11 protein-coding genes and 1 riboswitch are annotated in these 13,097 nt (G+C 37.9%); of the genes, 3 read left to right on the plus strand and 8 right to left on the minus strand.

Annotated features, from left to right (window positions below; translation table 11 throughout):
- Positions 1-11 precede the first annotated feature (11 nt).
- Complete coding sequence (gene htpX / locus H3R25_RS07225; protein ID WP_198194737.1) at positions 12-905, plus strand: zinc metalloprotease HtpX; 894 nt, start codon at positions 12-14, stop codon at positions 903-905.
- 52 nt (positions 906-957) lie between these two features.
- On the opposite strand, the gene H3R25_RS07230 is transcribed toward htpX, so the two are convergent.
- Entirely contained in the window at positions 958-1,896 is a 939-nt protein-coding gene (locus H3R25_RS07230; protein WP_198189056.1) for an AraC family transcriptional regulator, read from the minus strand.
- A 165-nt stretch (positions 1,897-2,061) separates the two neighbouring features.
- Positions 2,062-2,153: riboswitch (TPP riboswitch) on the plus strand.
- A gap of 47 nt (positions 2,154-2,200) precedes the next feature.
- Between H3R25_RS07230 and H3R25_RS07235 the strand changes: the two genes are divergently transcribed.
- The gene (locus tag H3R25_RS07235) at positions 2,201-3,556 is read left to right on the plus strand and encodes an ATP-binding cassette domain-containing protein (RefSeq protein WP_198194739.1); all 1,356 of its coding nucleotides are present in this window, start codon (positions 2,201-2,203) and stop codon (positions 3,554-3,556) included.
- Positions 3,557-3,564: 8 nt separating this feature from the next.
- Positions 3,565-4,218 (plus strand): energy-coupling factor transporter transmembrane protein EcfT, encoded by a 654-nt coding sequence (locus H3R25_RS07240; RefSeq protein ID WP_198194741.1) that lies wholly within the window; start codon positions 3,565-3,567, stop codon positions 4,216-4,218.
- A 42-nt stretch (positions 4,219-4,260) separates the two neighbouring features.
- On the opposite strand, the gene H3R25_RS07245 is transcribed toward H3R25_RS07240, so the two are convergent.
- The 7 genes from H3R25_RS07245 to H3R25_RS07275 form a co-directional block, all read right to left on the minus strand.
- Positions 4,261-5,841, minus strand: a complete 1,581-nt coding sequence (locus H3R25_RS07245) for an ABC transporter ATP-binding protein (protein ID WP_198194743.1) — start codon at positions 5,839-5,841, stop codon at positions 4,261-4,263.
- Positions 5,831-7,429: an ABC transporter ATP-binding protein gene (locus tag H3R25_RS07250; protein ID WP_198194745.1), complete on the minus strand. Its 1,599-nt coding sequence runs from the start codon at positions 7,427-7,429 to the stop codon at positions 5,831-5,833. Before H3R25_RS07250 ends, H3R25_RS07245 begins: the two co-directional genes overlap by 11 nt.
- Before the next feature lie 249 nt (positions 7,430-7,678).
- Positions 7,679-9,094, minus strand: coding sequence for a glycoside hydrolase family 32 protein (locus H3R25_RS07255; protein WP_370567449.1), 1,416 nt, complete (start codon positions 9,092-9,094; stop codon positions 7,679-7,681).
- Between the two features lie 127 nt (positions 9,095-9,221).
- Positions 9,222-9,701: a 23S rRNA (pseudouridine(1915)-N(3))-methyltransferase RlmH gene (rlmH, locus tag H3R25_RS07260; RefSeq protein ID WP_198189051.1), complete on the minus strand. Its 480-nt coding sequence runs from the start codon at positions 9,699-9,701 to the stop codon at positions 9,222-9,224.
- Positions 9,702-10,191: 490 nt separating this feature from the next.
- Positions 10,192-11,406, minus strand: a complete 1,215-nt coding sequence (locus tag H3R25_RS07265) for a S1C family serine protease (RefSeq protein WP_109715008.1) — start codon at positions 11,404-11,406, stop codon at positions 10,192-10,194.
- Between the two features lie 57 nt (positions 11,407-11,463).
- Positions 11,464-12,261, minus strand: a complete 798-nt coding sequence (locus tag H3R25_RS07270; protein ID WP_187158601.1) for an MBL fold metallo-hydrolase — start codon at positions 12,259-12,261, stop codon at positions 11,464-11,466.
- Positions 12,262-12,275: 14 nt separating this feature from the next.
- The gene (locus H3R25_RS07275) at positions 12,276-13,097 is read right to left on the minus strand and encodes a two-component system regulatory protein YycI (protein ID WP_198194749.1); all 822 of its coding nucleotides are present in this window, start codon (positions 13,095-13,097) and stop codon (positions 12,276-12,278) included.

Raw genomic sequence — 13,097 nt, forward strand, 5'->3', positions numbered from 1 at the left:
ATACTAATCTCATGTTATTTCAACAAATTGCTCGTAATAAACGAAAAACAGCTGGCATCATGGTGGTGTTTACGCTCATTTTAGCTCTTGCTGGCGTTGGATTCGGCTATCTTTTTGCGGACAATCCAATCTTGGGGCTGATTATTGCCCTTGTTGCTTGTGCAATCTATTTACTAATAGTTTTGCCCAATCCAGCTAACTTAGTAATGAGCTTGAATCATGCCCAAGAAGTTCATGAAGCCGACAATCCCGAGTTATGGCATGTTGTTCAAGACATGGCTCTTGTTGGTAAAGTTCCGATGCCGCGTGTTTTCATCATTAATGATGCTAGTCCAAATGCCTTTGCAACAGGGCGGGACCCTGAGCATTCAGCAGTGGCAGTTACACAAGGACTCCTCGACATGATGAATCGTGAAGAACTCGAAGGCGTTTTAGGACACGAAATCTCTCACATTAGAAACTATGATATTTTAGTTTCAACCATTGCCGCTGTTTTAGTAGGTGTTATTTCATATTTATCTGGTATTGCCAGCCGCTATATCTGGTGGATTGATGATGATCGTGATAGTGACAATGATAGTAACAACGCTATTGTAATGGTTTTTAAAATTGTTGCGATTATCTTTGTTCTTATTTTGGGACCACTTTGTGCTAGTCTTGCGCAAATGGCATTATCGCGTAATCGCGAATACTTAGCAGATGCTTCCTCAGTCGAATTAACACGTAATCCGCAAGGATTAATATCTGCTTTGGAAAAAATTGATGGTTCCGATCCAATGAAACAAGCAGATCCAAGTAGCGCAGGAATGTACATCGAAAACCCACTTCATAAAAGGGGTACTACACATTTATTTGATAGTCATCCACCTACAAAGGACCGAATTGAGCGGTTAGAAAAAATGTAATTTTAGTTATTAAAAAATGCATCCCTTAATAGGGGTGCATTTTTTGCTCATTTTATTTCAGATTAATATTGGCCTGTCTAAACAGTTCAGCCCGCATTTGAACAGGCGTTTCATGATAGTACTCACCAAACTTTTTATAAAAGAATGATTTTCCATTGTAGCCTACCCTAGTAATAATTTCCTTGACTGAAATGTCGGGACGGGCAAGTAAATTGCGCGCTTCTTGCATTCGTCTCTCGTCAACGTGTTCGACAAAACTTTTACCAGTCTTCTGCTTAACCAAGGTCGAAAAATAATTCGGATTCAAGCCAAAATGCTTGGCCGCTTCATTCAAAGTAACATCGGCAAAGTTCTCATCAATGTATTGTTCCAAGGCTGTTTGTGCAAATTTAGGTGCAGCAGTCGGCGCCTTTTCAAAGTCCTTGTTTCTAAGTGCTGCTACAAATAAGATACTAAGCTCGGCAAGCACCATGTTTTCAACAAAAAGATTCTGATTAAGATATTCATCGATAATCTTTTTCATTATTTGTGCAGAGCTCGACATTGCTGAACAATTTAAATTTAATAGTCTGTTTGTTGTCATTAGCTTACTGATGTGATCAATTACAGCTTTTTCTTGTTCACTAAAGTACTGTTTCTTTTTTAAAGTAAATTGTTCGGACAGCCTTTGACTAAGTTCTATTTTAACTAGTAAATCTTTTTTGCCCTGCTTTTCCACTTCATATTCACTCTTTTTTTGCAAAAGAATAATATTACCAGCAGAAATCGTGAACGCCTGACCGTTAATTTTGGTTTTTGTAGTCCCAACAGCTTCATAAAGAATCGTTAGTCCTGTTGTTTGATAACGATGGACCCCGCCGTTATGATTTTCGAGGTTAATTGTAAACAAGTCAAAGTCATTACTGCCTGGACTCAATCTTATTTCATTGGAATCAGAAGTAGTTGCATCAATTACACTTGTTAAATACTGTTCCTGTTTCACCGTTGCCATAGTTATCACCCGCCTATTAGTATCTTTTTTTCATAATTTTATTATATCGTAATTTTTAACCCTAAGTTGGACTTGAGCTATCATTTTTAACAAAAACCCGTATGCTTTTTTCACTTCTTGCTGCAATCTAGACAAGTACTAGGTTCTTTTTGTATAATAATCATGAATATACTAAAGGGGTGCCGTTAGGCTGAGAATATACCCATTGAACCTGCTTTGGACAATGCCAGCGAAGGGAAACTAATTATTTTGCGCCGTTGAACATCATTGTTCAATGGCTTTTTATTTATCTTGGTAAGAAAAATTGATCAGAACAAACCAGCTCTCATTTTCATACGACGAGCAACAGAAAATACTTAATAACATTACACTCGAAATTCCAACTAGCAAATTTTCGCTACTCATTGGGCCTACTGGCTGTGGTAAGTCCACTTTGTTAAAAATTTTAGCCGGCCTTTATCCTAAATATGCTGGTAAAGTTAGTGGAACAGTTGAACTAGATGGATTACGTTCCGCGATGATGTTTCAAAATGCCGGTGAGCAGTTTACTATGGCAACTCCACGAGAAGAAATAATTTTCGCTCTCGAAAATTTACAACTAAGTAGTGATCAATATCTAGAGCGACTTAACGATGCAACCAAGTTTACGCAAATTGAACAGTTACTGGATCAGAAAATAACGACACTATCGGGTGGTGAGCAACAACGAGTTGCACTAGCTGTCTTAGTCGCAATGGATGTTGATTTGTTTTTACTTGATGAGCCGTTTGCTAGCTGCGATCCTGAAGCACGTCAATTTTTAATTACTAAATTGGCGCATTTAAGGGATAAAGGAAAAACGATTATTTTAACTGACCATGTTTTGACTGGCTATGAAAACATTTGTGACTACTTGTTTCAATTTAAACGTGATAATGTCACGCTGCTAGATGAAGCAAGTAAAAATGAACTATTGCATGATAGTCAACAGGAACACACTTATACTTTTGCCCTTCCTGAAAATGAAACTCCATGTTTTGTTTTAACTAATGCTCAAGTTGAACAAAATCGTATTCTGTTAAAGCAAGACCATCTAAACATCATTGCTGGCAAAACAACACTAATTACCGGTGCCAACGGTGTTGGCAAGACTTCATTATTTAATGTTCTGACTAAAATGCTCCCGTACAGAGGAAGTATTACCTACGACAAGCGGGAAATCCGTAACCAGACGACAAGAAAATACTTACTGGAAGTTGGGCAAATTTTTCAAACCGCAACTGACCAATTTATTGCCGTTTCGGTTGAAGACGAAATCAAGCTCAGTCTGAAGCAAGCAAAAGACAGCTACTTTACAAAAGAAAAAATAGCCGAGATGTTGGATTATCTCGACTTAAGTCAAACCAAAGATCAAGTTGTCTATTCTCTTTCAGGCGGTCAACAAAAGAAGTTGCAGATTTTATTAATGTTAATTTCCAGCCAAAAAGTGTTACTGATTGATGAGCCATTGAGTGGCTTAGATCATGAATCGGCACAAAAGGTCATGAACTTATTGCATGAGAGTCAGAAACAACGGCACCAAACGTTGCTTATTATCAGTCATGAATTAACTAATCTTGCCGACTGGTGTGACTACCATTTAGTTTTTAGTAATCATTATTTAACATACAGTAATAAGTGAGGTAAAAGATGAATCCTAGTTTCAAATTTCTTTTAGCACTAATCATTTCAATTGAGTTATCGCTTAAAACTAGTTTAACAACCAACTTATTGGTAATTGTTTTTGCTGTTGTCTATTTACTTACGCAAAAAATCAAATTTAAAAGTCTATTATTTACCCTGCTTACGCCATTAATTGCGGCATTCACCATTTTTGCGACTCTTTACTGGTTTGCCCCGCAGCCTAACCTCGAAAATGCACTCAGTCTGTCTAGCCGTATTTATGTCTACACACTAACAATCTGTTGCGTATCAATCAAAACAACTGCAGAAGAATTAGCCCGTTCACTCGAACAGAATTTTCATTTACCAAGTAAGTTTGCTTATGGCGTCTTGGCCGCATTAAATATCATCCCCCAAATGAAACGAGCAGTTAAGCAAATTCGCATTGCTGGAATGATGCGCGGAGTTTACCTCAGTTTTTGGTCACCTGTTTTATACTTCAAAGCCATCTTGGTAGCGCTGAATTCAGCTGAAAATCTGGCGCAAGGAATGGAATCTCATGGCTACGTCGAAAGTGCGAAACGCTCGGTGATTGTTGCCGTGCCACTTAAAGCCAGTGATTGGCTATGGAGTGGTGTCATCTTAATATTAGTCAACCTTGCACTGTTTACCTTAAAGTAACAAAAAATAGTTCCATCAAGTTAATACTTTTTGGAACTATTTTTATTTACTCAAATGAATTTCTCGATCAAACATGCTGTTCATATGTTCATTGAAGTTATGTGCAATGAAAATAACGGTGTTGGGCTTCTGCAATAGCTGCTGCAAGATTTCCAGTGTTGCTGTTTGATCAATCGCGCTGGTTCCCTCGTCAATTAATAAAATATTACTATCATGAACCTGTGCACGTGCCAAAATGATTTTTTGTCTTTGACCACCGGAAATATTCAGCTTTTGCAGATTAATTTCAGTATTAAGACCTTGTGCAAAAGATGATGTATCAGTGAGCCCTATATTTTGACCTACTATTTCAGCCAGGCCATCCAGCTGATCGTTAAACATTGTAATATTACTTTTAATAGTGCTTGGGAACAAAATAGGATCCTGTGCAATATAACCGATCTTAGTAAGATCAGGTTCAATAATTTCACCTGCTTGATTCATAAACTCAAGTTGCCCAGAGCTAGGCGCAAGAAAGTTTAGAATCAATTTAAATAAGGTTGATTTACCTGCTCCACTATCACCAGTAAGTAAAATTTTCTCACCATACTTGACCTCAATATCTGGAAATTTTAGGGCTTCACCATTTTGAAATTTCACTGCTAAGTCTTTTGTCCTGAAGGCGTAGGGACTTTCATGAATTTCAGTTTCACTATGCTCTCTTACAGGTAAAGTTTCCACGGTAATCTTGTCTCTTAATGAACTAGTGCCCTTAATTAAGCCTAGATAAAATGGTAAATATTCAATTCCAGTAGACATGTACGTACTAAAATTACCGATAACAGCAATCGCACCGAAAGGAGCCATATGCCCTTTAATTAGCACCCCTGTCCATATAAATAAGGCAAAAATCATTATTTGCGAAATACTCCCAGTAATAATTGATAAGACTTGCTGTTTCGCAGTTTGGTTTAGTTTTGCCTCCTCCAACTTTTTTGCACCTACATGCATCACCTTCATTAAGTGTTCGCCCGCTGCATAACGTTGCAATTCGGTAATTCCACTGAGCCATTTTTCAATCAAATCTAAATATTGACTATTTTTAAGCGACACATTCTCCATTGCCTTTTGAATTGGCTTATCAATTAGTTTAGGCAAAAATATTGAGCATAAGACTGTTAGTAGAGTTATCACTAACAGCGTCCAATTAATCGTCAACAATGCAATTACGGAAAAAATAATATAGCCAAGAAAATTGCAGATAGTTGGTAGCAAGTTAAAGTACTGATCATTTACCATGTTCAAATCATTTGTCAGTTGATTCTCAACTTCAGCGACTTGATAAGTTCTTTTTTCATCATAAAGATGCCTAAGAATCTTGCCCCTTAATTGCTGATTAAATTCCCTAATATGAGTAGCTAGTAGATAGTTGGACACCATATCAAAAAAGTTGGAGAGCAGGTAGCCCAGTAATGAGGCAAGCACGATTATTAGCCAAGCCTTTTTATTATGGTCTCGTAAAGTGTTAATTTCCAACATATTAAGGTAAGCAGCAGCAATTAAGACAAAGGGCTGCATTAGACTTGAAAAGGCAATTACCCACACCCGTAAGCGATTCGTCCGATAAAATGTTTTAAAATTCATCTTTTTCCTCTTTGTTGCTTACTAATTTAATTTCTTTATCAAACATTGCCTTAACTTTATCGTTCAAATTATGAGCAATTACTACAATCGTTTTGTCAGAAGTAGTCAGCTCGTGCATGATTTTCTCTGTAGCAGCACTATCAATTGCACTCGTAGCCTCATCTAACAGAACAATGTCATTTTTAAAGATTTCTTCCCTTGCCAAAATAATTTTTTGCCGTTGACCACCAGAAAGGTTGCCTTGATCTAAGTCAACTTCAGTATTGATCCCTAGCGGAAAACGGGCCACATCTGATGTTAGTTGAACTTTGTTAAGAACGTCGGGTACCTGATCTAAAAGTTGCTTTTTGAACATCGTAATATTGTCAGCAATCGTACCAGGAAATACTTTGGGATCTTGTGCTAAATAGCCAATTTCATTTGGAGCAGGTGAAAATTGCTTGCCCTCTTCCGTTTTAAAAATAATTTCACCATGATACGGTTTAATTTCACCTAAAATTGCTTTAAACAAGCTGGATTTACCGGTGCCGCTATCACCGGTTAGCAAAACTTTTTCACCCTTGTTGATAACAAAGTCAGGATATTGAAGCTCCTTTTTTGACCCATATTTCAGCACCAAATCGTGGATTTCAATTTTATTAATCGAACTGTTTGAAACGGGTTTGCTCTGCACTTTTTCGGTCAATTGCTTAGTCTGATGATTGACGCTCTGCGTGGATCTAATTTTGACTGTAGCAGCCGTGATAGCCATAACTGCAGAAAAAACATTGTATGCAAAGGCTGTAGACGACAGCACTGCACCAATTTTGATATATCCAGCAAAAAACAAAATACCCGCCAGAAAAGCAATTGAGATTTGACCAACTGTATTGCCAACACCATTTATTGCACTAGAGTACATTTCTACTTCGGTCCGTTTCACCTTAGACTTCTCTAATTTGTCTGAATATTTGCTCAGCTCCCTGTTTAACATTGACCACGAATTATACCGTCGCAATTCATTTAAACCAGCAATCCAATCGCCGATTACGGTCAAAAGTTTTTCGTTTTGTTGGGAGACTTGCATATTTGCTTTAGCAGTCCGCTTTGCCATAACCTTAGGCAAATATAAGTCAAGAAAAATGAAGAAAGCCGTCACTATGGCAAAAATCCAGTTAAGGTTAAAGAGTGCTCCCACAGACATTAAAATAATGAATAGGTTACTCAAAATCTCAATCCAAGGTAGTGCATATTTACTGGTTAGTAAATCAAGGTTACTTTGTAACTGGTTTTGCATCTTCGCGGTAGTCAAATTGTTGGTTACATAAAAGTGCTTAACCATTTTGGTTCTTATTTCATCTACATATTCTTGAATTTGTTTATTAAATAAATAAGTAGCGATTGGCAAAATAAAAAAGCCAGAAATAGTAGGAATTAGTTCAATTACCTGCCAGTAAATAAAGCCGCCTAGGTTACCACTTCCCAAGTTGTTGATGGCGTATTGATAAATATATAGATCAAGCGTTCCAGTAACAGCGTATACGAAGTACAGCAAAATCACACAAAGAGCGCGCTTATTATTGACTTTAATCAATCCTGATAACGTCATCGTGTTGCCTTTCTAATAAAATTAAATATTTATTAAATAAAAATAATACTATAGAAGAATCTGCTGTTTGTAAATAGATCTTGGCTACTTATTTTTTAAACGCAACAATATTCCATCATGCTGCCCTGAGAAATTGCACCTGAATTAAGGCTACACTAAAAGGCCTGATGCCGATTGAGTATCGACACCAAGCCTTAGTAAATAATCATCAATATTGTTGATTCAATTTTTAGACCAATAAGCTTAATACTATTTGCTTAAATTATACGCAGTTATTTGAGTCATAACTGGCTTATCTGCAGTTAAAACTATCCTTGGTTCATTCTTAGTATAGTAGCGTTCTGAAAAGACTAATTCCCCATCATTTATAAAGAACTCAACCGAGCTTGTATCGATAAAAATGCGGAGTTTAAGTTCATCACTTGTATTCACCTGGCCAAAGCGCTTAGCGTCATTTGGCTCTTTATCGCTGCGCTTTATAACGACTTCATTTGTAGCACTATTAAAAGTGAGCGTTAAGATGTTGCCCGCGCTTTCTTTCAAAGTAAATACTAGCTGCTTACCTTTCCAATTTTCTAATGAAAAGTTTAACAGTAGTTCTACATGTTGGGCGTCAGAAACATTGATCTGTTCATTTTCCACAGCAAGTTTCTGGTCCACTTCTTTTTTCTGCCGCAATGCTATTAGTTCTTCCACCGGTGTCATCAGCAAGCGATTATCTTTTAACTTCAGTTCACGCGGCAAAGTTAATGCTCCTGACCACCCGTCTGCTTGCTCGGGAAAGTTTGAATGCCACATGTCCATCCAGCCAAATAAAATTTGCCTGTTATCTGGCGTGCGCATTGTTTGTGCAGCATAAAAATCATGTCCATGATCTAGTTCGGTAAAGCAGCCATGTTCAAAGCGATTATTTTGATAATCCATCTGGCCAACAAAATAACCTGTTTGGTGGCAATTTAAGTACTTTTTACCGGCTGACTCGATGCCTTGTGGTGAGCAAAGCAAAATATCCTTACCATTTAAAGAAAAGAGGTCAGGGCACTCCCACATATAACCTTCTTCAGCAACATTTGTGGCTTCAGCGATTGGCCCTAAATATTGCCAGTGGTATAAGTCATTTGACTGGTAGGTCAAGACTCGTCCCAGTCCTTCTTTACTTTGACTTCCTATTACCAAATAAAATTTGTCGTTATGGCGCCACACTTTAGGGTCACGAAAGTGTTCCGAGTTATCAACAGGAGCAGACTCAATAACCGGGTTATGGTCATACTTTTTAAAATGCACACCGTCTTTACTAAAGGCCACATTTTGCGTTTGACAGAATTGCTCATGCTTATTGTCACAGTAGCGATTTCCGGTATAAATAAGAAAGAGACGACCATCTTTTTCGATTGCACTTCCTGAATAGCAGCCGTCACAGTCTGGTTCGCTGTCAGGAGCAAGCGCAATTGGTAATTCTTCCCAATGCACTAAGTCCTTACTGCGATAGTGTCCCCAGTGCATTGGTCCCCATTCAGCTGAGTAAGGATGATATTGATAAAAAATATGATAGTAGCCCTTAAAATAAGAAAAGCCATTTGGATCATTCAACCAACCTGCAGGCGTTGAAATGTGATAATTTAAGCGATAACGCTCGTTTGTTACTTGGACTGCTTTTTTCATCATTTACTCCTTTCAACCGAATAAATTCATTCACCGTCATTAAAGCAGAACTTTATTAATTAAACAAATAAAAAGAGAACAAAATAATTTGTTCCCTTTTAACGTAGCAATATCCCTAACTCAGCTAATACTACTTATGATAAGGACTGCCATTATTAATCATAAACCCACGGTAAATTTGCTCAATCAGCACGACACGCATTAGCTGGTGCGGCAGAGTTAATTTGCCAAAGCTAATCAAATCATCCGCACGCTTATTCACAGCCTGACTTGTTCCAAGACTGCCACCAATTACAAAAGTTACGTCCGAATGACCATAAAGAGCCAAGTCACTCAGTTCTTTTGCAAAGTCCTCACTAGTACGTTCCTTACCCTTAATTGCAGTTACATAAACGTACTCACGCTCCTTTATTTTGCTTAAAATTCTGTTACCTTCAAGCTCCTTGACTTGCTCCTGTTGTGCCTCACTAAGCTTCTCAGGTGCCTTCTCGTCTGGGACCTGCACAATTTCTATTTTTGCAAAGCGACTCAGTCTTTTTTGATATTCCGCAATTGCGTCCTTGAAATACTTTTCCTTTAATTTGCCTACGCATACAATCTTAATATTCATGATTCCTATTTTATCCCCTAATTCGCATTGTTTCCACCTAGTTTTTCCACACCTGTGAATAAACTTTTTCTATATTTTGTGCCCCTCTTGCAAAAGGGACCGATACCTAGTGCTACTTAAAAAAATTTGGCTCGGTTTGTCAAATTTACTCACATTTTGCCTTTTGATAATTATTATTCACAAACTTTAGGCTCTAAACGCTGTTGCACCGGTTTGAACAGTTGTTTGTTTTAACTACTTAGTGTTATTGTTTACACACAAGTCACAGGTTATGCACAGTGGTCTTACAACTATTACCCCATATTTATGCACAATCCACAAAGTTTTCCACAGTTATCAACAAGTTTTTGCAAAATAGTTTTTTCTTGACAGCCTAAAAAGTCGAACTATTTAGTGTTTCGCAATTATTTTGTTAGCAAAAAGGCTATACCAGCAATTAAAATCGCTTAATATAGCCTTTTTTATCTCTAATTAATGAATATTCTCAAAACTAGTTGGATTCAAGTTTTGCACGTAAATTAATTTCTTTTCCACCACGGTTAACGGTTAAAGTGACCGTATCACCAATTTTGTGATTATACAAAATGGTGTGTAACGATGCCACATCTGAGACTGTTTTGTTGTCAACCTTAATTATTACATCGCCAACTTTAATTCCTGCATGTGCGGCAGAGCTATTCTTATTCACAGTTGCGACATATATTCCGTCCTTTAAATTGGACTTAATATTGAGGTGTTTGCGATAACTTGAAGGTATTCCTTGAAGAGCAATGACCTTAACGCCAAGTTGTGGTCTAACGATCTTACCCTTTTTAACAAGTTGGTTAACAATGTTGACTACTTCGTTTGAAGGAATTGCAAATCCCATTCCTTCAACTGAAGTACCATCACTTGATTGCGAAAGTTTCATTGAGTTAATCCCAATCACTTGCCCAGCAGAGTTAACTAATGCACCACCTGAATTACCTGGATTGATTGCGGCATCCGTTTGAATAACTGTTTGTTGGTTAGCAGAAGAGGTTGTAATGCTACGTGCAGGCGCTGAAATGATCCCTTGCGTAACAGTTGAGGCGTATTCACTGCCAAGCGGTGATCCAACTGCAATAACTGTTTGTCCAGCCTGAAGGGTCTTAGAATCGCCAAATTCAGCAGTCTGGGTGACGTAGCCGGCATCGATTGCTAAAACTGCCAAGTCAGTTGTGGCATCAGTTCCAACAATTCGCGCGTCTACTGTTTTACCATTAGACAGCATTACCTTTACCTTGTCACTACCTGAAACAACGTGGTTGTTAGTGACGATATAGCCTTTATTCCCCGTTTTCATGTAAATAACGCCGGAACCTTCACTATAGGTTTGGAGCTTGCCACGCTCTTTTTTACCGTCATCTTGATCATCGCCAAAAATATCAAAAATTGAGTTACTACTACTACTTGATTGGCGCTTTAAGTTAATGACAGAAACAACAGCTCCTTTAACATCATTATATGCAGGAGTCATTGTGCCACTTGTTTTAGCACTATTTTTTGAAGTCTTTGAACTACTAGAAGTAATACTTGTTTGTGCATCATTACTATTTAAATTGGCATTATTCATCTGATCAATGGCAAAGTAAGAAGCTCCACCACCAATTAGTCCCGCAACAACGCCAACGATAGCCGTCTTAACTAAACCATTTTGTCTATGTCTAGGGTTTCGATTGTCCATTTTTTAATCTCCTTTAAGTATTTAATCTAGTATACTGAAAATTGTTATTCAATAACCTTAAATTTGTTCTAAATTCGTCGGTTTATCCGCGTCGGTCATGATGAGCTGAACATCGGATGGCAAAGGAGCATCGCCATTTATTAAAATCTGCTTAGCAGCATCATATGCTAGCTTGGCCGTGTTGTTATGTTGACTGCGGTGTGCCATGTAAATACGCTTTGTCTTATTTGAAACAACATCCAAAAGTGCCATGGCAGCATCCTCATTCGACAAGTGACCAACATCAGACAAAATACGCTGTTTTAGATTCCAAGAATATGGTCCATTACGTAGCATCATATCATCGTAATTGAATTCCATCATATATGCATCAGCGTCGGAAATAACGTCCTTCACCTTACTAGAAACATAACCCGTATCTGTTAAAAAAGCCATTCTTTTGCCACCACTAGTGAAAACATAATACTGTGGTTCAGCGGCATCATGACTAGTTGCAAATGCAGTTACATCAAGGTCGCCAAACGTCTTTGTTTGCCCTGGTTCAATAACATTTATTTGTTCGACCGGAATTTGACCAATTTTCTGTGACTCAGTCAAATATGACCAGGTTCCACTATTAGAAAAAGCAGCAATTTGGGGATAGCGTCTCATTAAGACACCTAACCCTTTACTATGGTCTGAATGATCGTGACTCAAAAAAACCATATCGATCTCTTTGATATCAACTCCAACATCTGCCAGTAATGACGCAATCTTTTTTCCTGACAAACCTGCATCCATTAAAACTTTATGCTGTGGTGTTTCAATCAGGCTGGTATTGCCTGTTGAACCGCTAGCTAAAACAGAAACGCGCACACGTTTTTTCCTTTCTAATTTTTCTGCACATTATACGATCCACTCTGTAAAATCTGTGCCGTAAACGCATTGACGCGTTTAACCGTAACATTTTTAGTCGTTTTGTTTTCTACTAGAATTAACCAAGTTGGCAACAAAATGGTACTACCTCGAACCTCAGTTAACTTGGAATAACCCAGTTTAACTTGAATTACACGTGAATTATTGGCAATTTCACGGTCCGTATACATCGCTTTAACTGCGTGCCATGCACTAATAATCAGCTGCGGTTCGCGCACAGAACTAACTGGTCCCATATAAGAAATTGTATAGTTAGTGATTTGACCATTGTGGACGTTAATAGTTAATTGGGCATCACTGTCATAAATTTGCCCATAGCTGGTTTTTTGAATGTAATAATATGCGCCTTCGCCCGACATGCTGGCATCATAAGTAAAGTCCTTGCCATAGGGAACATTAGCCGGATCATTTTTAAACTGTTCTAGCTGCTCCAAAATCTTTTTATGGCTACCATTTAAAAGCACCGCTGTCTTCGGCGTACCCGTTAACGAATTATCGCTCTTAGAGTAGTGGGTCGATACTTGTGTCAAACTATTTGCTGTATGTGAAAGATGATCACGGTTTTTCGCAGCTAAATAGTAGCCTGATTGTTGCTTATGCGAGAGATGAACTGGAATATCTATCCCATCTGCACGCATTTCCGCACGAATACTAGTAGAAGCATTACCGGCTGTGGTACTCAAGCTAATTGGTGAACGCCAAATCTCAATTCCGAGATACAAATCGATTAATAAGAAAACAATGAAGAAGAGCCATTCAATTCTTTTTCTGTCCAT

Source organism: Lactobacillus sp. M0390 (assembly GCF_016102085.1).
In the GTDB taxonomy this organism is placed as follows: Bacteria; Bacillota; Bacilli; order Lactobacillales; family Lactobacillaceae; genus Lactobacillus; species Lactobacillus apis.

Bases quoted from the DNA above. Each gene is read 5' to 3' on its own strand.
- htpX (WP_198194737.1), top strand. From the start codon at position 12: ATGTTATTTCAACAAATTGCTCGTAATAAACGAAAAACAGCTGGCATC.
- H3R25_RS07230 (WP_198189056.1), bottom strand. From the start codon at position 1,896: ATGGCAACGGTGAAACAGGAACAGTATTTAACAAGTGTAATTGATGCA.
- H3R25_RS07240 (WP_198194741.1), top strand. From the start codon at position 3,565: ATGAATCCTAGTTTCAAATTTCTTTTAGCACTAATCATTTCAATTGAG.
- H3R25_RS07245 (WP_198194743.1), bottom strand. From the start codon at position 5,841: ATGAATTTTAAAACATTTTATCGGACGAATCGCTTACGGGTGTGGGTA.
- H3R25_RS07250 (WP_198194745.1), bottom strand. From the start codon at position 7,429: ATGACGTTATCAGGATTGATTAAAGTCAATAATAAGCGCGCTCTTTGT.
- H3R25_RS07255 (WP_370567449.1), bottom strand. From the start codon at position 9,094: ATGATGAAAAAAGCAGTCCAAGTAACAAACGAGCGTTATCGCTTAAAT.
- rlmH (WP_198189051.1), bottom strand. From the start codon at position 9,701: ATGAATATTAAGATTGTATGCGTAGGCAAATTAAAGGAAAAGTATTTC.
- H3R25_RS07265 (WP_109715008.1), bottom strand. From the start codon at position 11,406: ATGGACAATCGAAACCCTAGACATAGACAAAATGGTTTAGTTAAGACG.
- H3R25_RS07275 (WP_198194749.1), bottom strand. From the start codon at position 13,097: ATGGACAGAAAAAGAATTGAATGGCTCTTCTTCATTGTTTTCTTATTA.